A 20,945-nucleotide genomic window follows, 5' to 3' on the forward strand; every position below is an offset into this window, starting at 1 on the left:
GAGCGTGGCTGCCCATTCCTGAAGCCGGTCGCGCTTTATCGGGCAGTGGGGGGGCAAGATGCGGCTCGGCGGGTCAGGCCGAAAATTTTTGACCATCAATCGTCAGCTCGATGACGACGCCGGCGGGATCCCACATTCGGTCGACGCTGCCGAGCTGGCTTGCCACGGCGCGGACTAAGCGGGTGCCGAAGCCCTCTTTTGTGGTTCCGTCCGGCGGTGGTCCGCCAATCTCCCGCCATCGAATGAGGACCGCGCCGTCCCGATCGGAGCAAGCTATCTCTATCGACCCATCTGCCGCCGAGAGGCTGCCGTATTTGGCAGCGTTGGTGGCGAATTCGTGCAGCAGGAGAGAAAGCGGCGTGATCATTGCTGAAGGCACCGGCACATCGATGCCACTGATCGCGAAGCGGGGATGCTCGTCGGTGCCATGGCGGTATGGCGCGAGGATTGCGGCGATCAATGCATGTAGGCTCGTCGCGACCTGAACAGAATGGCCAGTCGAGGGGAGCATCGTCAGCGCATGCGCCCGCGCGAGGGCGCCGAGGCGGTCAGAAACGATGGAAGCGAGCACGGCCGGCGTTTCAGCGGCTGACGCGCTCAGTTTGACGATGGTGCTTGCGATCGCAAAGAGATTCTTCACGCGGTGGTCCATCTCGCGAAGCAGCAGCTCCCGCTGCTCTTGCGCGCGCAGCCGCTCGGATATTCCGCGGGCAATTCTGGACGAGCCGACAATCTTGCCCGATGCATCCGCGATAGGGGAAACCGTTAAAGAGATGGGTACCAAACTGCCGTCCTTGCGCAGGCGTGCGGTCTCGAAGTGCTCAACATGCTCACCATTGCGAATGCGGGACAGAATCTGCCGCTCCTCGTGTTGCCGGTCGAGCGGAATCAGCGAGATCAGCGGGCGCCCGATAATCTCCCGTCGGCTGTAGCCGTAAAGGCGTTCGGCTCCGCTGTTCCAGTCTGTGATGATGCCTTCCAGATCGGTCGCGCTGATGGCATCATCCGAGGATTCGACAAGCGCGCTCAGTCGCGCTGCTGTCGTTTCCGCCCGGTTCCGCTCGATCGCAAACCCGAGCTGGCGGGCGATGGTCAACGCCAGTTCGCGTTCACGATCAGTGAAGTGATGGGGTACTGGATAGTAGACCATGAACTTGCCGACGAGCTCGCGGGAGCTGACAAGCGGGATAAAGGCCAGCGCTTCGATTCCTTCCGCAAGGACCGTGTCGATGAGTTGCTGAGATTCACCGCTGCAACGAATGTCCTCGACATAGATCGGCTCGGCATTGTGCTCACCGCGCGTCCAAGGCGAATGGCCGTTAACTGCCTCTCGGTATTCTTCAGAGAGTGAGCGCCACGCGACGAAGCTCATGACGCCGTGGCTGTCAAATCTTAGGATCGAGGCGCGTGACGAACCAAGCGCGTCGCAAATGGCATCCAAAGCGGCGTCGTAGATCTCGGCAACGGTTTTGGCTCGATACAATCGGTCGGTGAAGCGGAAGAGGACGGTTTGCTCCCGGGCAGTATCGCCATCGGCCAGCCCACGCCGGCCGGGCCCTGTAGCCGCAACATTCATACCCCCTTGCTGCATCGCCTGATCCCCGGGGCGCGGCTCAATAGAGTCCGACCGAGTCTGTTAGCGCAACGCGCGTCGACGGCTTGTTGCCCTTCGACCGCCGAATACCGTCCATCCCACCACGCAAATGATATGCGCTTTGCGCAGTTTCGCAATAGGACTTGTGCCGTTCCGGCACAGCGACTGGCGCGGACGACGGGCCGTGGGACCCAATCCGAACGGCACCTGTGGGCCCAGGCAGGACGAGCGCCAGTTCGCTCATTCGTTCGCGGCTCGGCACAGGAACAATTCTAATTGAGCCCGGTTTGACCGTTGAGCAGGTCGGAAGCTGTGCCCCGAGATCGACGCAAGGATCTAGCCAAATTATTACGCCGCCAATTCGCGAATGAGGCGGTGCGGCGTCATCTGCGTGGACTGCCGATTTTTCGCGTTGAGCAGTGGCTGCCCGAGCGGCTTCGGAAGTTGCTGGATCGCCTCGCCAAGAACGAAGACAGAAGGCCACGCCAATAACCCGGATCCGAGAGGCAATCAGCACTGCAGCGACGAAGCGGACCTTGGAGTCGCAGTCCTCAACGTGTCTGCCGGGACGATGTCCGAACCAGGTTGGCGCCATCGCGCCGAAAGCCACGTCGACGTTGCCGCCAAGCTCAGCGGCGTATCCGGAACGGTTGCAATTGGCGCTCAGTGGCCTTTCGGCTAGCGAGCATTCCGCCCCGCCTACTTAGCCGCAATACCAGCCAACACTTCCACCGGCAGGCCGGCGGCTTTCCATTCCGGCATCCCGTCCTCCAGTCGACGCGCGGAATGACCTAGAGAGCGCAGCGCCGCGACCGCCTCGAAGGACATCACGCACCATGGGCCGCGGCAGTAGGCGATGACTTCCTTGCCGGCGTCGGCGCTGCCGGACCACGCCTTGACTTCTCCCAACGGGACATTGGTGGCGCCCGGCACATGGCCGAGCGCGAACTCATCGGCTGGTCGAACGTCGATCACCGTCACAAGGCCATCGCGCATCAGCCTCTGAAGTTCCTCGCGCGTGACCGGCCGCATGTCGTCGCGCGCGTCGAAATAGCCGCGCACGATGCGATCGACCTCGGCAAGCTGCCGCTCGGCAACACCGCGCACCGACGCGAAGGCGGAAAGCACGCTCTCATCGCTCAGCGAATAATGCACGAACTTGCCGTCGCGTTCGGCCGAGACGATGCCGGCGCGGCGCAGTGCCTGCAGGTGCTGGGAGACGTTGGCTATCGGCTGACCGAGCTTCGCGGCGAGCGCTTCGACGCTGCGCGCGCCTTGCGCCAGATGCTCGATCATTTCCAGCCGCAGCGGATGGCCGAGCGCCTTGGCGACGATCGCGAACTGTTCGTAGAGCGCCTGTTTCGGATTGCGGATTGACATCGGCCTTTCCGTCAAGCACCGTCATTCAACAGAATTGTTGAATGACGGTTTCGGCCATTGCTGTCAAGCCGGGCGGCCCGCACAGGCAGCCGTGCGGCGGAGAGGAAAGCGATGATTCTCAGGCAGTTCCTGCACACCGATCCGGTCGCCGCTTCCTATCTGTTCGGCTGCGGCGGCAAGGCGTCAGCGGCCGTTGTCGATCCGGTCGGCGACATTGCGCCCTATGTCGAGGCGGCGCGCGCCACAGGGATGCGCATCCTCTATATCGTCGACACGCATATCCATGCCGACCATATATCGGCCGGTCGGGCGCTGGCTAAGGCGACCGGCGCCGAATACGTGCTGTTCGAGGGCGCCGAGACGGGCTTTCCGTTCCGGCGCGTCAAGGATGGCGAGGTGCTCGAGCTCGGCAATGTCACGGCGACGGTGATGCATACGCCAGGCCATACGCCGGAGCATCTGAGCCTGCTCGTCACCGACCGGACGCGGTCGAACGAACCCTGGTTCGTGCTCACCGGGCACACGCTGATGGTCGGCGATCTCGGCCGCACCGAACTCGCCTCCAGTGCCGAGGACGGGGCTCGCGCGCTCTATGCCAGCGCGCGCCGGCTGAAGGGTTTGCCTGACCATATCGAGGTGCTGCCCGGCGCCTATTCTGGCTCGGTCTGCGGCCGCTCGCTGAGCGGCAAGCCGACATCGACCATCGGCTTCGAGCGGCGCTTCAATAAGGCCTTCCGCATCGAGGACGAAGGTGAGTTCGTCGCCGCCATGACCGCCGACATCCCTCCCCCGCCCCCGGACGCCGCCCGGAACCGGGCCACGAACGCCGGAGCGAAATCTTGAGCGCAGCCGCGCCTGGCGTCGCGCTCGGCCTCAAGGCCAACTGGAAGCAGTTTTCGCTCTTGGTGCTGATCAACGCCTTCGTCGGCGGCATGGTCGGGATCGAGCGGACCGTCGTGCCGCTGATCGGCGCGGAGGAATTCGGCGTCGCCTCCACCACGCTCGTCACCTCCTTCATCGTCAGCTTCGGCGTGGTCAAGGCCTGCGCCAACCTCGTCTCCGGCCAGCTTGCCGACACATGGGGCCGCAAGCGCGTGCTGATTCTCGGCTGGCTGTTCGGCCTGCCGGTGCCGTTCATCATCATCGGGGCGCCGAGCTGGGGTTGGATCGTCGCCGCCAACGCCCTTCTCGGCATCAACCAGGGGTTCGCCTGGTCGATGACGGTGATCATGAAGGTCGACCTCGTGGGGCCGAAGTCACGCGGGCTTGCCGTCGGCCTCAACGAGTTCGCCGGCTACCTCGCCGTCGGCGTGACCGCCTTCCTCACCGGCTATCTGGCGAGCCGTTACGGGCTGCGCCCCGTGCCGATCTATCTCGGCGTCGGCTATGCGGTTCTCGGCGCCGCACTGTCGATCCTGCTCGTGCGCGACACCCGCGAGCATGTGCGGCTGGAACTGGCCGACCATCCAAAACAGGCTTCTCCGCTCGCCTTCCGAGAGATCTTCATGCTGACCTCCTTCGGTGACCGCAATCTGTTCGCAGCCTCGCAGGCCGGGCTGGTCAACAACCTGAACGACGGCATGAGCTGGGGGCTGTTCCCGCTCTTCTTCGTCGCCAACGGCCTCGGCATCGAGCGGATCGGCATCCTCAAGGCGGTCTATCCGGCAGTGTGGGGCATCCTTCAGGTCGCCACCGGGCCGTTGAGCGACCGCTGGGGTCGCAAGGGGCTGATCGTCGCCGGCATGTGGGTGCAGGCGGCGGGACTTCTGTTGACCGCCATGACGCGCGATTTTGGCTGGTGGCTGCTGGCGAGCGTGCTTCTCGGGCTCGGCACGGCAATGGTTTATCCGAGCCTGATCGCGGCGGTGTCCGACGCCTCGCATCCCTCCTGGCGGGCGCGCTCGCTCAGCGTCTATCGCTTCTGGCGCGACCTCGGCTACGCGATCGGTGCGCTGTCCGCCGGCCTGGTCGCCGACTTCTTCGGCTTCGTTGCGGCGATCGGAGCAATCGCGGCGCTAACCTTCCTGTCGGGTGTGATCGTCGCGACAGCGATGCGCGAAACGCATGCCGCCGCTGCACTCCCGGCGCCTGGCGATGGTTAACGCCGGCCCGGAACAAGGTTTCCGTTTACGATATCGTAAGCTTGTTGCTGCGAGCCATTCGCTGGTCCGCTAGAATTGCGGCAGTTGAATTTCCTCGAGATCGTTCATGAGCAACCCGAACCGCATGCCGTGGGTGGATACGGCAAAAGGCCTTTCCATCATCCTGGTGGTGATGATGTATTCGGCCTACAACACCGGCGAATACACTGGCGGCGTCGGCTTCCTGCACTACGCCATCGGCTTTGCGACGCCCTTCCGCATGCCGGAATTCTTCCTGATCTCGGGCCTGTTCCTGTCGCAGGTGATCGACCGGCCGTGGCGGCGCTATGTCGACCGCCGTGTCGTCCACTATCTCTATTTCTACGTGCTTTGGGCGATCATCTCGATCGGGCTGAAGATCGGCATCTTCAGCGGCGATCCGGCAGGAATGCTGCACGACCTCGCAATGGCGATCGTCCAGCCTTATGGCGTTCTGTGGTTCATCTACATGCTGGCGGTGTTCGGCGTCGCCATCCGTGTGCTGCGCGAGCTCCGCGTGCCGCACTTGATCGTCATCCTGGCTGCCGCCGCGCTACAGATGTGGGCGCCGAAGCCGGACAGCTACGCGCTCGAGCAGTTCGCGGCCTATTTCGTGTTCTTCTATCTCGGCTTCGTGCTTGCGCCGGCGATCTTCCGGCTGGTGGCGTGGACGCAGGCACGGCCGGCGATCGCCGTTGCGGGCCTGCTCGCCTGGGCCGTCGTCAACGGCCTGCTCGTCTTTTCGCCGGGCTACGCCGTGCAGCCGGTCGGCATGCAGATGGGCCTGGCAACATGGCCGCCGCTGCATCTGGCGCTGGCTGTCGCCGGCGCGGTGGCGCTGTGCGTCGCCGGCGGGTTCTTGTCGAAATTCGCCTCGATGGAATGGCTGCGGTGGCTCGGCGAACATTCGCTGGTGGTCTATGTCGCCTTCACGATCCCCATGTCGATCTTCCGCGGTGTCATGCTGGCAAGCGGCCTTCTGACCGACACCGGCATGCTGAGCCTGGCGGTGCTGCTCGTCTCGGTCATCAGCCCGGTGGTGCTCTATTTCATCGTCAAGCGCATCGGCTTCGGCGCCTTCCTGTTCGAGCGGCCGGCCTGGGCGCATGTCGATGGGCCGAACGCCACGAAGGCCTCCAACAAGCCCATGACGCAGCCGGTACGCGAGGCGGCCTGACCCGGGCCGCCCCCTCTCCCAGTTATTTGCCGCCGCTAGTGCGTTTCACCGTTTCACGGAAACGGCGAAACGCCCTATCTCTTTACGCAATTCCGGACGGAAAACCGCTCACACTTTTCCTGGAATTGCTCCATGTCCCGGACGCCGCGCGGCCTTGATCTTGCCGCTGCTCCCGCCGCCGCAGAAGAAGCAGCCGCCGCCGTCGGATTCCAGCCCCGATACGCCGGAGGGCATCGCCAGCTCCTGCAGCACGTCGCCCGTGTCGGGATCGATGCGCACCAGATCGCCCTCTTCGCCCTCCCAAGTGGCATGCCAGAGCTCGCCATCGACCCAGGTGACGCCGGTGACGACGCGCTTCGATTCGATCGTGCGGATCACCTTGCCCGTTTCAGGATCGATCTGATGGATCTTATGCGCCCTGTATTCGCCGACCCAGAGCGAACCCTCGGCCCAGGCGAGCCCCGAGTCACCCCCGTTGCCAGGAGCGGGAATGGTGGCGACAACCTTGCCGATCTTCGGGTCGACCTTGTGGATGCGATCCTCGGCAATCTGGTAGAGATACTCGCCGTCGAAGGCGGTACCGGCATGCGAGGCGACATCGATCGTACGCACGATCATGCCAGTGTCGGGATCGAGCGCGTTCAGCTTGTCGCCACTGGCGAACCAGACATTCTCGCCGTCATAGGTAACGCCGTTGATACGCTCGACGCCGGGGAACGGTCCGTATTCACGCAGGATCTCGGCAGCGGCTCGTTTCATTTCGATCTCCATTCGAACAATGGCCGCAGACTAATCGGTCGGCAGCGGACCCGGGAGTAACAACACAGTCGGGAATCCGGTCACCGGCGGCATCATCCAACGGCGCGCCCGCCCGCGACCGACCGCCTGCACCTTGTTCCGTGCCGACAGTTCCTCCAGCGCCCTCTGCACGGTGCGCGCGCTGGCGCCAAGCGCGATCGCCAGCGCCGAGCTCGACCAGGCCTCACCATCAGTCAGGAAAGCGAGCACCGCACCGTGCTCCTCCTCGACCGGCGGCGCCAGCACGACGACCTCGGCGGCCTTCAGCGGCACGATCGCAAACCCGCCGGCAGTCGCATTGATCTCGGCCAAGCCGGCGAGCTCGGCGCGCAGCCGTCCCATCTCGACCCTGAGCCGCGCACGATGCGATTCATCGGCATGCTTTGCCCGGAAGGCGCGCCTCAGCAGCATCTCGCGCGATGCGTCGGCCGGCCACGCCTCGGCCAAACTGCGCGCCAGCGCGAACAGCACCGGCCGGGTCGCCAGCGAAACGACCGCGTCGCCCTCGCGCACGACATTGCGGCAGGCGTCGATGACCAGCGCGCCTGAGGTGAGCAGCGCCTCGACTTCGTCGAGCAGCAGTTGTTTCTCCACGCCGCGCGCGACCAGCCGGCCGACCGGCGTTTTCAGCACCAGGGATGCCGCTTCGACTTCGGCCTTCAATGCCGCGATATCGGCTTCATAAGCGGCAAGCGATGCCCGGCCGAACGCGGAGCGCGCCGCCTTCGTCCTGAGGCGCCGGACCGCGATGCCGGCCGCGGCCAGTTCATGCGCGACTCGCGCGACCGGCGGCAGCGGCGCCGGATCGAAATCCGAGAGCAGCCGCTCGGCCTCATCGAGCCGGCCGATTAGGATCAGGCGGCGCGCCTCGAGGCTGCCGGCATAGGCGGCGTTCAAGCGATCACCATGCGATTGAAGCGTCGCCCTTGCGGCCCGCAGCGCCTTCTCCGGCCAGCCGAGGTCGCGCGAGACCAATGCGATCTCGGCCTCGGCGACGACACAGCGGGCGCGCGCTACCGCTTCCTTCGGGCTGAAGGCGCGGGCGGCGTCCTTCAGCAGCGCTTTTGCCTTGGCGAAATCGCCGAGCTGCGCCATCGCGATGCCGCGCAGCGCCAGCGCCGGCGCGTCGTCGCGCAGCGCGACGCGCTTCAAGGCGCCAAGCGGATCGCCCGCGGCAAGCGCGCGGCCGGCGGCATTGATCAGCGAATCCATGCCGTCGTCTCAGGGTGCGCCGGATCAAATCGCGTCACACTTGTAACTCTCACCATCGAACCATGCGGCCCTATGTCTGTCCTCGTCACCCCCAACCAAACCCAAGAACGGGACAAGAGCAATGATCCAACACATGAAGACACCGCCGGTCGTCTCGCAGGAAGCGTGGGAAGGCGCGTATGAAGAGATGCTGGTCAAGGAAAAGGCACTCACCCGCGCCCGCGACGCTTTGGCCGCCGAGCGCCGCCGCATGCCGTGGATGGAAGTCAAGAAGGACTATGTCTTCGAAGGTCCGAACGGCAAGACGAGCCTGCTCGACCTCTTCGAAGGCCGCCGCCAGTTGGTCATCTACCGTGCCTTTTTCGAGCCAGGCGTCTATGGCTGGCCGGAACACGCCTGCCGCGGCTGCTCGCTCGGCGCCGACATGGTCGGCAACCTCGCGCATCTCAACGCCCGCGACACCACGCTTGCCTATGCCTCGCGTGCGCCGCAGGCCGATATCCAGCGGCTGAAGGAGCGGATGGATTGGAAGATGCCCTGGTACACCATCACCGACAGCTGGGATAAGGATTTCGGCGTCGACGAATGGCATGGCCACAACGTGTTCATCCATGACGGCAAGCGCATCTTCCGCACTTACTTCGTCAACAACCGCGGCGACGAGGCGTTCGGCACCGTCTGGAGCTATCTCGACGTCACGCCGCTCGGCCGCCAGGAGGTGTGGGAGGATTCGCCCGAGGGCTATCCGCAGACCCAGACCTACAAGTGGTGGAACTGGCACGACAACTACCAAGAGGGTGCCGCGCCCGACCAGAGATGGGTCGAGGTGTCGGATGCCGGCGAAGCGGCGTTCCGCAACAAGAGCGCCTGAGCGTGAGGCGACTCCGGCGGCGCGCGCCGCATGCCGCCGGAGCCGATCTCGCCACGCCCTTCCCTCCCTCAGCGCTTGTAAACCTGACCACTCCAGAAGGTGGACATCATGAGCTTCGACGATCCCTCCCCTCGCCTGAGCGGTTTCGGCCTCGCCGACTGGCTTTGCCTCGCCGCCGCGCCGACGTTCGCGGCAATGGCCCTGCTGACGGCTGCCTATGGCGGCCACGACATGATGTGCATGTCAGGCGCCTCGGTGCTCAGCGGCATGGTGCCGATGTATCTCCTGATGGCGGGGTTCCATCTTGCGCCGTGGCTGCGGCTGATGGGGAGGCGGGGCTGAGATTGACGATACGCCGGCCACGATTTCAGGCCCGGCCGCGCGTCTGTTTCGCCAGCAGAATAGACTCGACAAGCTCCCGGTCTTTGTAGGGTTTCGCCAGCAAGGGAACATCCGCCGGCAGATCGCCGATCGCCTTGGTGTCGGCGTAACCCGTAATGATGACCGCGGGCCAATCCGCCTTCAGGTTGCGCGCAAATCGTATCACGTCCAGACCTGAAACGAGCGGCATGGCAAAGTCGGTGACGATCACATCGAAATCCTGCGGCGCCTTCTCGATCTTGGCCAATGCCTCGGCACCGCCGGCTGCGCATGTCACAGCGAAGCCGCTTTGCCTCAAGGACGCTGCGGTCAACTCGCGCAGGGCATCGCTGTCGTCGACCAATAATACAGACGGCTGGGCGCCATCGCCGTTAGTGCGCGGCTGGCTGACCTGCCCCTGCTCGACTGATCGGGCCGGTTGCTTCAACGATCGTGGCAGCCACAGATGCATCGCCGTGCCTCGCCCGACAACGCTCTCGATCCGAAGCGTGCCGCCTGACTGCTTGGCAAAGCCGTAGACGGTACTGAGGCCAAGGCCGGTGCCCTTGCCGACGGGTTTTGTCGTGAAAAAGGGTTCTATGACCTTCGCCACGAGATCGGCCGGAATGCCTGAACCGGTATCGATGACCGAGATGACGACATAGTCGCCCGCGCCCAGTTCGTCGGAGCTCACGTGGGCCGTGTGATTCTCGGCGCGTATGGTGATTGAACCTCCCGTAGGCATTGCATCGCGGGCATTGAAAACCAAGTTCATGAGAGCGAGTTCGAGTTGGCCCGCGTCCACCAGCACCGGCCAAACCGAGTTGTCGATTTGCCATTCAAAGCGAACCAAACCTCCGAGCACCGGCGCGACGAGCCCGTTCAGCGGCTCGATCAGCCCCGCCAGTTGCAAAGGTTCAGGCTTCAGGTGCTGACGCCGGGAGAAGGCGAGCATGCGATTGACCAGGTCGGCGCCCTGCTTGGCGGAACGCCTCGTAAGATCGAGCACTTTCTTCCCCTGCTCGTCGAGCGCAGTGCTGCGCTCGAGCAGCCCGAGCCCACTGAGGATCGCTGCAAGCAGGTTGTTGAAATCATGGGCAAGTCCGCCTGTAAGCTTGCCGATGGCGTCAAGGCGCTGCGCCTTGAGCAACCTGTCTTCAAGCTCGCGCCGCTCGGTGATGTCGAGCAGCGTGCCGACGATCTCGTCGGTACCTTCCAGTGGATTGTGCGAAACGATCCCCTGGTCCAGAAAGGTCCGGTATTTGCCATCGGCGCAATGCCAACGGAATTCGCAGCTGTACGAGCCGGCCGCCTTGGCGCCGAGGAGAGTGGCCTTGACATCCGGCAAGTCGTCCGGGTGCACGCGGCTGAGGCCAAAACCAGGTTCGGACGTCAGCCGCTCGGCCGAAAATCCCGTCAACCGCTCGATACCACTGGTGACGAAGCGAGCGTCGAATGGCGGATCCAGAGACCGGGCATGAAAGCAAACCGGAACCGATTGCAGGATAGCTTCCTGCCGCTGCTCGGCGACACGCAAGGCTCGCTCCGCCTCGAGTCTCGACTTTTGCGACTCCAGGGCCTGCTCCAGCAGCGTCTGCTCCACGACCGCCTTGCGCTGGATTTCCAGGCTCTTCTCGTGCAATTCGACGAACACTGCCACCTTCGAACGCAGCATGGCTGAATCGAAGGGCTTGAAGACGAAATCGACCGCACCGGCATCGTAGCCGCGCAGCATATGCGCTTCTTCCTTGTTGATCGCGGTCAGGAAGATGATCGGAGTGCGCCTCGACTGCTCTCTTTGGCGGATCAATGAGGCCGTCTCGTATCCGTCCAATCCCGGCATCAGCACGTCCAGCAGGATTACGGCGAACTCTTCCTTCAAAAGGAACCGCAATGCCTCCTCGCCGGAGTGTGCGCAGACAACCTCACCTACTCCAGCCAAGACTTCGCTGATCGCAAGGAGATTGCGATGGTCATCATCAACGGCGAGGATGCGCGCGCCTTGCGCCACCTCTGACAGGGCTGCACGATGCTCGGATTTGGTCTTCAGCATCCTTTGCATTGGCGACCCGTCACATGGCCGCCACGAGCTTTTCTGCCGGGAGGGCGTGCTGTCTCGATCGACCGATCCAGACCCGGAGCAGCGCGAGCAGAAGGTCGAGATCCACAGGCTTGGCTATGTAATCCGAAGCACCCGCATCAAGGCACTTTTGCCGGTCGCCCTTCATTGCCTTGGCAGTCACCGAGATGAGGGGGACGTGCGCGATTGGCGGCATGCCGCGTATCTGCCGCATCGTCTCGTAGCCGTCCATCTCAGGCATCATGATGTCGATGAGCGCGACGTCCATGTCTGGATTTTGCTCAAGCAGCGCGATGCCGTCGCGACCACGCTCGGCATGCAAAACCTGGATGCCATAGGTTTCGAGCACGCTGGTCAGCGAATAGATGTTGCGGATGTCGTCGTCGACGATGAGGACTTTGGCGCCGGCAAGGTCGATCTTGTCCGATCGTTGGGAGGCCGCAGTCCCGTTGGTGTGACTGTCCCGCGGCAAAGTTGCCGACATCAGCAGCGCCAACTGGCCAAAATTCTCGGCACGGGCAACGTCCGCCAACTCCGGTTTAAGCCCGATCAGCTGCTCCAGGGCCTCCGGATAGGGTGCGAAGAACACGAGCTTGGATGACATGCTCTCAAGCGAGGCCGCGATCTCCTCAATCATCTTGGCGTTGTCCTTGCCCGACCTCCCAAAGCCCAGCACAATCGCGTCATAGATGTCGAAGTCTATTCCCCGCCCATTTGCGGGGATCCGACCGATAGGCGTGACGAAAGTGACGCCGTCGCGGATCGCTTCGACCAGGGCAAGCCGCCGCTCGGGATCGACATCCACGATCAGGACATTGCGCTGGACGCGCAACTTGCTCGATTGAATGTCCTCGAACACCTTCATGAGGTCGTCCGACGATACCGGCTTTGTTGAGACGCTGGCGGCGCCATTGCGCAACAGGCCCGCCGTATCTTCCGCACCGGAGATGACATGTATCGGGATGCCTGCGGTCTTGGGGTCGTGCCGCAGAAGATCGAACAGCACCCAACCATCTATATCCGAAAGTCCCAGGTCCAGCGTGATTGCGTCCGGAACCAGCTTCCTGGCCAGCGCCACTGTCCCGGAGCCCGCGGTGGACAAGACGCCCTTGAGGCCCGCCGAGCGCGCCATGCCCAGCAGCAGTCCCGCAAAGGTGGGATCGTCCTCGACGATAAGCACGACCCTGTCTTCGGGCGAGAGGGCATCGCGATCATCGATCAGTTCCGGAACGGAAACACCAGCCGCCGGAGCCACCACCTCCTGTTCGACAATGACGGGCTGCGAAACCGCTCTCGGACCGTCCAACGGGATTACGAGCGTGAATGTCGAGCCCTTGCCTGGCGTGCTCTCCACCCTCAGCTCGCCTCCGAGCAGCCGCGCGATTTCACGGCTGATCGACAGGCCGAGCCCGGTGCCCCCATATTTGCGGCTGGTGGTGCCATCGGCCTGCTGGAAAGCCTCGAAGATCAACTTCTGCTTGTCGTCCGGGATGCCGATGCCGGTATCGGTGACCGCGATAGCGAGCGCCTTCGGCGCCTGGGCACCGTTGCGCCGCGGGGTCTTCTCCGGCCTGAAGGTGAGGCTGACCTTACCGGTCGAGGTGAATTTGAATGCATTCGACAACAGGTTGAGCACGATTTGCTGCAGCCGTTTTTCGTCGGTGCGCACCGTCTCCGGAAGGCCGGGATCAAGTTCTATGGTGAATCCCAATCCCTTGTCGGCGGCCAGCTGACGGAACGTGCGTTCCATGTGTTGACGCAGATGCGCCAGCGGCATGTCGTTGATCTCGACGGAGACGGTGCCGGACTCGATCTTCGACAGGTCGAGGATGTCGTTGATAAGGCTGAGCAGGTCGGTCCCGGCCGAATTGATGGTTCGGGCAAACTCGACCTGCTTGTCGTTGAGATTGCCCTGCTGGTTGCTGGCCAGCAGGTTCGAGAGAATGAGCAGCGAGTTCAGCGGCGTGCGGAGCTCGTGGCTCATATTGGCCAGAAATTCGGATTTGTACTTGGAGGTCAGGGCGAGCTGTTCGGCTTTCTCCTCAAGTGCCCGCCGAGCCATTTCGATTTCCAGATTCTTGTTCTCGACCTGCTTCTTTTCGTTTTCGAGCAGTTGCGCCTTTTCCTGCAACTCCTCGTTGGTGGCGTGGAGTTCCTCCTGCTTCTTGGTCAGTTCCGTCTGGCGCGCCTGCAATTCCGAAGTCAGCAATTGCGACTGTTTCAGCAGCCCTTCGGTGCGCATCGTCGCCGCGATCGTGTTGAGCACGATGCCGACCGATTCCATCAATTGGTTCAGGAACGATTGGTGTGTGTCCCGAAATTCGCTGAAGGAGGCGAGCTCGATTACCGCCTTGACTTCGTCTTCGAAGAGCGCGGGCAGGATGATGACATTGGCCGGTGCGGCGTTGCCGAGGCCGGATGTGATGCGCAGGAAGTCCGGCGGCACATTGTCGAGAACGATCGCACGCTTGTCCGCAGCGCTCTGGCCGATCAGCCCCTCCCGGAGATCAAGACGCTGTTTCATCACCGCTTTGCTATCGGCGCCGTAGGACGCGGCAAGCTCGAGATAGGACTCGTCTTCTTCCCGGTTGGTCACGTAGAAGACGCCGTATTGCGCATTCACCAGCGGCGCCAGCTCCGACATGATCAGACGCGAGACCGTCGCCAGATCGCGCTCACCTTGCAGCATGCGCGAGAACCGCGCCAGATTGGTCTTCAGCCAATCCTGTTCGGCATTCTTGAGCGTCTGATCCTTGAGGTTGCGGATCATCTCGTTGATGTTGTCCTTGAGCGCCGCCACTTCGCCTGATGCCTGGACGCTGATGGACCGTGTCAGGTCACCCTTGGTCACCGCCGTCGACACTTCGGCGATGGCACGCACCTGGGTGGTGAGATTGGCTGCCAGCTGATTGACGTTATCGGTCAGGTCGCGCCAGAGCCCTGCCGCGCCTGGCACGCGAGCCTGGCCGCCCAGCTTGCCTTCGATGCCGACCTCGCGCGCGACGTTGGTCACCTGGTCGGCAAAGGTGGCGAGGGTCTCGATCATGCCGTTTATGGTGTCGGCCAGCGAGGCGATCTCGCCCTTGGCGTCGACGGTGAGCTTGCGGCGCAGATTTCCCTGCGCCACCGCGGTCACGACATCCGCGATGCCGCGCACCTGATTGGTAAGGTTGGTGGCCATCAGGTTGACATTGTCGGTCAGGTCCTTCCAGGTGCCGGCAACGCCCTCGACGCGTGCCTGGCCGCCGAGCTTGCCCTCTGTGCCGACCTCGCGCGCCACGCGCGTCACCTCCCCGGCGAAGGAGTTCAGCTGATCGACCATGGTGTTGATCGTCGACTTCAGCTCCAGGATCTCGCCTTTGACGTCCACGGTGATCTTTTTCGACAGATCGCCGCGTGCGACGGCGGTGGTCACTTCAGCGATGTTACGCACCTGGCCGGTGAGGTTTTCGGCCATGGAATTCACGTTGTCGGTGAGGTCCTTCCACGTGCCGGCGACGCCGCGGACCTGGGCTTGGCCGCCCAATTTGCCCTCGGTGCCGACCTCGCGGGCGACACGCGTCACCTCGCCGGCGAAGGAGTTGAGCTGGTCGACCATGGTGTTGATGGTGGATTTCAGCTCCAGGATTTCGCCTTTGACGTCGACGGTGATCTTCTTGGAAAGGTCGCCAAGGGCCACCGCCGTCGTCACCTCGGCGATGTTGCGCACCTGGCCGGTCAAATTCGCGGCCATGGCATTCACATTGTCAGTCAGATCCTTCCACGTGCCGGCCACGCCGCGAACCTGCGCTTGGCCGCCCAGCTTGCCGTCCGAGCCAACCTCGCGCGCGACGCGGGTCACTTCCGACGCAAATGAGTTGAGCTGATCGACCATCGTGTTGATGACGTCTTTGATCTGCAGGATCTCGCCCAGCGCGTCGACCGTGATCTTCTGCGTCAAGTCGCCGGTGGCGATCGCGGTCGCGACCTTGGAGACGTCACGCAACTGCACCGTGAGATTGCCGGCCATCGCGTTCACGTTGTCGGTCAAATCCTTCCAGGTGCCGCCAACGCCTTCGACGTGCGCCTGCCCGCCAAGCTTGCCTTCCGAACCGACTTCGCGCGCCACGCGCGTCACTTCCGAAGCGAAGGAGTTGAGCTGATCCACCATGGTGTTGACGGTGTCTTTCAACTCCAGGATTTCGCCCTTGACGTCGACGGTGATCTTCTTCGACAGGTCGCCGCGCGCGACGGCCGTGGTCACTTCGGCGATATTGCGCACCTGGCCTGTAAGGTTGGCAGCCATCAGGTTGACGCTGTCGGTCAGGTCCTTCCAGGTGCCGCCGACGCCTTTCACGTCGGCCTGGCCGCCAAGTTTGCCTTCGGTACCGACCTCGCGGGCAACGCGCGTCACCTCCGATGCGAAAGAATTGAGCTGATCCACCATGGTGTTGATGGTGTCCTTGAGCTCCAGGATTTCGCCCTGGACGGCCACGGTGATCTTCTTCGACAGATCGCCAGACGCCACCGCCGTGGTCACTTCCGCGATGTTGCGAACCTGCCCGGTCAGGTTTTCTGCCATCGAGTTCACATTGTCCGTCAGATCCTTCCACGTGCCGGCGACACCACGCACCTGGGCCTGGCCGCCCAGCTTGCCCTCAGAACCGACCTCGCGTGCCACGCGAGTGACTTCCGAGGCAAAGGAATTGAGCTGGTCCACCATCGTATTGATGGTGTTCTTCAGTTCGAGAATTTCGCCCTTCACATCGACCGTGATCTTCTTCGAAAGGTCGCCGAGCGCGACGGCTGTCGTCACCTCGGCGATGTTGCGGACCTGACCCGTCAGGTTCTCGGCCATCGAATTCACGTTGTCGGTAAGGTCTTTCCAGGTGCCGCCGACGCCCTCGACGCGCGCTTGACCGCCAAGCTTGCCTTCGGTGCCGACCTCGCGCGCGACGCGTGTCACTTCCGAGGCGAATGAATTGAGCTGGTCCACCATCGTGTTGATAGTGTTCTTGAGCTCCAGGATCTCGCCTTTCACGTCGACGGTGATTTTCTTCGACAGGTCGCCCGAGGCGACGGCCGTAGTGACTTCGGCGATATTGCGGACCTGCCCGGTGAGATTGGTCGCCATGGCATTGACGTTGTCGGTCAGGTCTTTCCAGGTACCCGCCACGCCCTTCACGCGCGCCTGGCCACCGAGCTTGCCTTCGGTGCCCACTTCGCGGGCAACGCGGGTCACCTCCGAAGCAAAGGAGCCCAACTGCCCGACCATCGTGTTGACGACCTTGCCGATACGGAGGAACTCGCCTCGCAGAGGCCGGCCGTCGATCTCCACCATCATGGTTTGCGACAGGTCGCCTTTGGCAACCGCACCAATGACGCGAGCCACCTCGGTGGTCGGCTGAACCATGTCCTCGATCAGATCGTTGACGGAGCGGACGCTTGTTTCCCAACTCCCTGTGGCGTTGCGCACGTGGCCGCGCTCACCGATCCGCCCGTCTTTGCCGACCACCCTGCTCAGCCGCTCAAACTCGCGCGTGACCTGATCGTTGATCTCCACGATCTGGTTGAAGGTGTCTGCGATGTCGGAATCGAGCCCTTCATAGACATTGTCTATGCGCACAGAGAAGTCGCCTCGTCGGAAGGCCTTGAGCGCGTTCAAAATCTGGCGGCGGTCCAACTGCGGCTTGGATTTCAGCGTACTCACAGCGCCCCTCACAGCCCCGGCCGATAACAATGAAGACTGTCGTGGAATGAAAAGTGCCCCTTGCGGATACACCCCCGCGAGGCCCACAACGCGCGACCCGTGCTTCGGTTCCATTGGGGAGCGAGATCTTCCTGAGCGCCGCCTGGCGTATGACCAGTCCATCTGCCAAAATCGAAAGTCAGGCCGCCGCCCTCCAGGCCTTGACGAAAACAGGTGCGCCTGTTTGAGACTCCGGGGCAAAGGGCGACATTTGCCCCGGAGGAGATGAGCTGGCGGTGGGCAAGCTGTGAAGCGCGTTTTTCGATTGCTTGCCGCGGCGATCATGGCGTCCGGCGTGGCCGGATGCACCAGCATTTCCTATTATGCGCAGTCGTTGGAGGGCCATGTTGAGATCATGGCGGCGCGCAAGAATATCGGAAAGCTGATCCGTGATCCCTCAACGCCGGAACCGTTGCGCGCCAAGTTGACGTCGGCCAGCGCCATCCGCCGCTTTGCCACGGAAGAACTGGCGCTGCCCGATAACAATAGCTACCGCAGCTATGTCGACGTCGGCCGGAACGACGTGACCCTGGCGGTCTTTGCCGCGCCGCAATTCTCTCTCGCGCCGGTAACATGGTGTTTTCCGGTCTTCGGCTGCGTTCCCTACAAGGGCTATTTTTCGCGCAAAGACGCGCTCGCAAATGCCGCCGAACTGCAACGACAGGGGCTGGACGTCTATGTGACGGGCATCACGGCCTATTCCACGCTGGGCTGGTTCAGCGATCCGCTGCTCAGCACCATGCTGCGCCAGAACGACACCTATCTCGCCAGCCTTATCTTCCATGAGCTGGCGCATCAGAAAATCTACGTGAACGGCGACTCCGCGTTCAACGAGGCCTTCGCAGTTACCGTCGAAACCACCGGTACGAGGAAATGGCTCCGCGCCACCGGCAATCGCGCCGGATTGCGCAGCTACGAAGCCGATCGCAAGCGCATGGCGGATTTTCTCGGACTGATATCGAAGACGCGGGACGAGTTGAGGCAGGTCTATGCGAGCCCGCGCAGCCCGGAGCAGATGGCGGCCGCCAAAGCCGCCACGATCGACAGGTTGCGGATGCGCTACCGGCAGATGCGCGACAGGCGCTGGGGTGGATACCGCGGATACGACGCCTGGTTCGACAGCCCGATCAACAACGCGAAGCTCGCGGCGACCGCCGTCTACGGCGAAGAGGTTCCGGCGTTCCTTCGCTTGTTCGGCTTATGCTCCGGCGACTATCCGAAATTCTACGCTTCCGTTCGGCGGATCGGCAATTTGCCTGCATCGACCCGTGCCCAAGCCCTCAAGACCGCAGCTGCGTGTAACTGACCATGTAAGGAATTCCGGGGGCCGCGCGCGAACATGCTGGACAACTATGAGGTGGACAGGTTCGGAGTCATCCACCAGATCGAGTACACACCGATCAAGTACGACAAGAAATACATTTCTTATTACGAGGACCTGAGCGACCGGACCATCAAGCTCGGCTATCAGCGGCTTGGCTGGGTGCTGGGAATCACGGGTGAGATTCCTCGCTCGGTGCTGGAGATCGGATACGGCACCGGCACGTTCATCGAAGCCGCCAGGATAACCGGGGTCGCCGATTGTGCCGGCTGCGATATCGCCGCGTTTCCCCTGCCCAAGGGTGTCCGCTTTGTCGACTGGGATCAGGCGCTCGCCGGCTCATGGGACCTGGTCGCCATGTTCGACGTGCTCGAGCACATCCCGGACCTCGGTTTCCTTTCCCGCCTTCAGGCCCGACACCTGGCCGTCGCCGTCCCCTATTGCCGCTGGCGCGAACTCGGCGCCGATGGCGACGCGTGGTTCGCCAAGTGGCGCATGCGTCTGCCCAACGAGCACCTGCACCATTTCGACCGCGACTCGCTGGTGGCGCTGCTCGCGCATAGCGGCTTCGAATGCGTGACGCTGAACTGCTTCGAGGACGGGATCCGGCTGCGGCCCGGAGAAGCGGGTCCGAACATTCTGTCGGGCTTCTTCAGAAAGTTGTAAGTCGGCTACGAGCCCTCTATGGTGGTCTCCCTCTATGCCTGCGAAGAAACGGGGCCGGTCGCGGAACTGGCTGACCGGATGAGCGCGGTTCTCGCCGCCCGGTTTCAGGCATCCGAATGAGCGCGGGAATGACCCGCCCGCATTGCCTTCCGCGCCGGCTCGCACAATAGTCGGGCCGATGTTCGAGGCTATAGCGAGTCACTGGTCGACGCTTATCCTGATCCTGTCGCTGGCGATGGCGGCAGTGGGCATTGTCCACGCCATCATGACGAAGGAAGACGTGCGCGCGGCCACCGGCTGGGTGGGCGTGATGCTGTTGTCGCCTTTCCTCGGCGCGATCATTTACACCATTGCCGGCATTAACCGCATCCGTCGCGCGACGATCAGCGCCATGCGGCCGGGCTCGCTCGAGGCCGCCGCCAGGCACGACCGCGACGTCGCGCTGGAAGCCTTGATCAATGCCGAATTCGGCCAGCGTTTCACCGGGCTGAAGACGCTTGGCGACAGGGTGGCGCGGCGTCCGCTGACCTCGGGAAACACCATCGCCGTGCTCAAGACCGGCGACGAGGCCTATACGGCCATGTGCCGTGCGATCGACGCGGCGCAAAGAAGCGTGCTTCTGGAAACCTATATTTTCGACAATGATGCGGTCGGAGCGCTTTTCGTCCAGTCGCTCGGCAACGCCGTCAAGCGCGGCGTCGCTGTGCGCGTGCTGATCGACGCCGTCGGCGTGCGCTATTCGGTGCCCAGCATCCTGAAACAGCTCAGGGTGGCGGACGTTCCGGTCGATCTCTTCAACGGCAACATCGTCATGGGCCTGAGACTTCCCTATGCCAATCTCAGGACCCACAGGAAGATCCTGGTCGTCGACGGCACGGTGGCGTTCACGGGAGGCATGAACATCCGCAAGGGATTCTCGGCCGAATTCGCCGGTTCCGACAGTTCGCGCGACACCCATTTCGAGGTCACCGGGCCGGTGGTGGCCGATCTCTTCTCGGTCGCCGCCGAGGACTGGCGGTTCGCCGGCAACGAGGCGTTGAAGGACGGGCCTTGGCAGGTCGAGCGCGCCATGCCGCCGCCGGGGCAGCCGATGCTGGTGCGCGCGGTGGCGACCGGGCCAGACGCGTCCAACGAAACCAATCTCAAGCTGCTGATGGGGGCGTTTTCGGTCGCCCGCAAGTCGATCCGCATCATGTCGCCCTATTTCCTGCCGGACCGGGAGTTCATCAGCGCATTGACCACGGCCGGCCGACGCGGCGTGGAAATCGACATCGTCGTGCCGGAGGTGAACAATCTTTTCCTTGTTGATCATGCGATGATGGCGCAGTTCGACCAGGTTCTGAAGCATTATTGCCGTGTCTGGCGCCACGAAGGCTCGTTTGACCATTCGAAGCTGATGGCGATCGACGGCGTGTGGGCCTATGTCGGCTCCTCCAATCTGGACGCCCGTTCGCTACGGCTGAATTTCGAGATCGACCTGGAAGTCCTGGACAAAAATTTCGCCGCCGAGATCGACGCCCGTATCGGCGCAGCCATCTCGACCGCACAGCCGGTGACATTGCAGACGCTGAAGGCGAGGCCGTTCCCAATCCGCGTCTTCGACCGTTTGCTGTGGCTGGGATCACCCTATCTTTAGCG

14 protein-coding genes are annotated in these 20,945 nt (G+C 63.0%); 8 read left to right on the forward strand and 6 right to left on the reverse strand.

The window, feature by feature from the left end:
* Window positions 1-73: 73 nt before the first annotated feature.
* A complete protein-coding gene (locus P9273_RS20505) occupies window positions 74-1,591 on the reverse strand; it encodes a PAS domain S-box protein (protein WP_278050528.1) in 1,518 nt (505 codons plus the stop codon).
* Window positions 1,592-2,293: 702 nt separating this feature from the next.
* Window positions 2,294-2,974 carry an ArsR/SmtB family transcription factor gene (locus tag P9273_RS20510; protein WP_278050529.1) on the reverse strand — a complete coding sequence of 227 codons (681 nt, stop codon included), beginning with the start codon at window positions 2,972-2,974 and terminating at the stop codon, window positions 2,294-2,296.
* 111 nt (window positions 2,975-3,085) lie between these two features.
* Between P9273_RS20510 and P9273_RS20515 the strand changes: the two genes are divergently transcribed.
* From P9273_RS20515 to P9273_RS20525, 3 genes are all read left to right on the forward strand, one after another.
* Window positions 3,086-3,817, forward strand: a complete 732-nt coding sequence (locus P9273_RS20515) for an MBL fold metallo-hydrolase (RefSeq protein WP_278050530.1) — start codon at window positions 3,086-3,088, stop codon at window positions 3,815-3,817.
* Window positions 3,814-5,076 carry an MFS transporter gene (locus tag P9273_RS20520; protein WP_278050531.1) on the forward strand — a complete coding sequence of 421 codons (1,263 nt, stop codon included), beginning with the start codon at window positions 3,814-3,816 and terminating at the stop codon, window positions 5,074-5,076. The genes P9273_RS20515 and P9273_RS20520 overlap by 4 nt, the downstream gene beginning before the upstream one ends.
* A gap of 106 nt (window positions 5,077-5,182) precedes the next feature.
* Window positions 5,183-6,271: an acyltransferase family protein gene (locus P9273_RS20525; RefSeq protein ID WP_278050532.1), complete on the forward strand. Its 1,089-nt coding sequence runs from the start codon at window positions 5,183-5,185 to the stop codon at window positions 6,269-6,271.
* A 108-nt stretch (window positions 6,272-6,379) separates the two neighbouring features.
* On the opposite strand, the gene P9273_RS20530 is transcribed toward P9273_RS20525, so the two are convergent.
* Together P9273_RS20530 and P9273_RS20535 are read right to left on the reverse strand one after the other, a co-directional pair.
* Window positions 6,380-7,030: a Vgb family protein gene (locus P9273_RS20530; protein ID WP_278050533.1), complete on the reverse strand. Its 651-nt coding sequence runs from the start codon at window positions 7,028-7,030 to the stop codon at window positions 6,380-6,382.
* A 30-nt stretch (window positions 7,031-7,060) separates the two neighbouring features.
* Window positions 7,061-8,281, reverse strand: a complete 1,221-nt coding sequence (locus P9273_RS20535) for a helix-turn-helix domain-containing protein (RefSeq protein WP_278050534.1) — start codon at window positions 8,279-8,281, stop codon at window positions 7,061-7,063.
* Between the two features lie 121 nt (window positions 8,282-8,402).
* Here P9273_RS20535 and P9273_RS20540 point away from each other — a divergent pair, with 121 nt between their 5' ends.
* Both P9273_RS20540 and P9273_RS20545 read left to right on the forward strand, forming a co-directional pair.
* On the forward strand, window positions 8,403-9,152 hold the full coding sequence (locus tag P9273_RS20540) for a DUF899 domain-containing protein (RefSeq protein ID WP_278050535.1): 750 nt from the start codon (window positions 8,403-8,405) through the stop codon (window positions 9,150-9,152).
* Between the two features lie 108 nt (window positions 9,153-9,260).
* On the forward strand, window positions 9,261-9,494 hold the full coding sequence (locus P9273_RS20545; RefSeq protein WP_052458849.1) for a hypothetical protein: 234 nt from the start codon (window positions 9,261-9,263) through the stop codon (window positions 9,492-9,494).
* Between the two features lie 25 nt (window positions 9,495-9,519).
* Here P9273_RS20545 and P9273_RS20550 read toward each other — a convergent pair whose 3' ends face one another.
* Both P9273_RS20550 and P9273_RS20555 read right to left on the reverse strand, forming a co-directional pair.
* Window positions 9,520-11,565 (reverse strand): response regulator, encoded by a 2,046-nt coding sequence (locus P9273_RS20550; protein ID WP_278050536.1) that lies wholly within the window; start codon window positions 11,563-11,565, stop codon window positions 9,520-9,522.
* A gap of 19 nt (window positions 11,566-11,584) precedes the next feature.
* Complete coding sequence (locus P9273_RS20555) at window positions 11,585-17,281, reverse strand: hybrid sensor histidine kinase/response regulator (RefSeq protein WP_278050537.1); 5,697 nt, start codon at window positions 17,279-17,281, stop codon at window positions 11,585-11,587.
* A 322-nt stretch (window positions 17,282-17,603) separates the two neighbouring features.
* Between P9273_RS20555 and P9273_RS20560 the strand changes: the two genes are divergently transcribed.
* From P9273_RS20560 to P9273_RS20570, 3 genes are all read left to right on the forward strand, one after another.
* Window positions 17,604-18,626 (forward strand): aminopeptidase, encoded by a 1,023-nt coding sequence (locus tag P9273_RS20560; protein ID WP_278050646.1) that lies wholly within the window; start codon window positions 17,604-17,606, stop codon window positions 18,624-18,626.
* 33 nt (window positions 18,627-18,659) lie between these two features.
* On the forward strand, window positions 18,660-19,307 hold the full coding sequence (locus P9273_RS20565; protein ID WP_278050538.1) for a class I SAM-dependent methyltransferase: 648 nt from the start codon (window positions 18,660-18,662) through the stop codon (window positions 19,305-19,307).
* 178 nt (window positions 19,308-19,485) lie between these two features.
* A complete protein-coding gene (locus P9273_RS20570) occupies window positions 19,486-20,943 on the forward strand; it encodes a phospholipase D-like domain-containing protein (RefSeq protein WP_278050539.1) in 1,458 nt (485 codons plus the stop codon).
* Window positions 20,944-20,945 lie beyond the last annotated feature (2 nt).

The organism is Mesorhizobium sp. WSM4935, from assembly GCF_029625735.1.
Taxonomy (GTDB): domain Bacteria; phylum Pseudomonadota; class Alphaproteobacteria; order Rhizobiales; family Rhizobiaceae; genus Mesorhizobium.

Bases quoted from the DNA above. Each gene is read 5' to 3' on its own strand.
- P9273_RS20535 (WP_278050534.1), bottom strand. From the start codon at position 8,281: ATGGATTCGCTGATCAATGCCGCCGGCCGCGCGCTTGCCGCGGGCGAT.
- P9273_RS20505 (WP_278050528.1), bottom strand. From the start codon at position 1,591: ATGCAGCAAGGGGGTATGAATGTTGCGGCTACAGGGCCCGGCCGGCGT.
- P9273_RS20530 (WP_278050533.1), bottom strand. From the start codon at position 7,030: ATGAAACGAGCCGCTGCCGAGATCCTGCGTGAATACGGACCGTTCCCC.
- P9273_RS20550 (WP_278050536.1), bottom strand. From the start codon at position 11,565: ATGCTGAAGACCAAATCCGAGCATCGTGCAGCCCTGTCAGAGGTGGCG.
- P9273_RS20545 (WP_052458849.1), top strand. From the start codon at position 9,261: ATGAGCTTCGACGATCCCTCCCCTCGCCTGAGCGGTTTCGGCCTCGCC.
- P9273_RS20570 (WP_278050539.1), top strand. From the start codon at position 19,486: ATGTTCGAGGCTATAGCGAGTCACTGGTCGACGCTTATCCTGATCCTG.
- P9273_RS20540 (WP_278050535.1), top strand. From the start codon at position 8,403: ATGATCCAACACATGAAGACACCGCCGGTCGTCTCGCAGGAAGCGTGG.
- P9273_RS20515 (WP_278050530.1), top strand. From the start codon at position 3,086: ATGATTCTCAGGCAGTTCCTGCACACCGATCCGGTCGCCGCTTCCTAT.
- P9273_RS20510 (WP_278050529.1), bottom strand. From the start codon at position 2,974: ATGTCAATCCGCAATCCGAAACAGGCGCTCTACGAACAGTTCGCGATC.
- P9273_RS20525 (WP_278050532.1), top strand. From the start codon at position 5,183: ATGAGCAACCCGAACCGCATGCCGTGGGTGGATACGGCAAAAGGCCTT.
- P9273_RS20560 (WP_278050646.1), top strand. From the start codon at position 17,604: ATGGCGTCCGGCGTGGCCGGATGCACCAGCATTTCCTATTATGCGCAG.
- P9273_RS20565 (WP_278050538.1), top strand. From the start codon at position 18,660: ATGCTGGACAACTATGAGGTGGACAGGTTCGGAGTCATCCACCAGATC.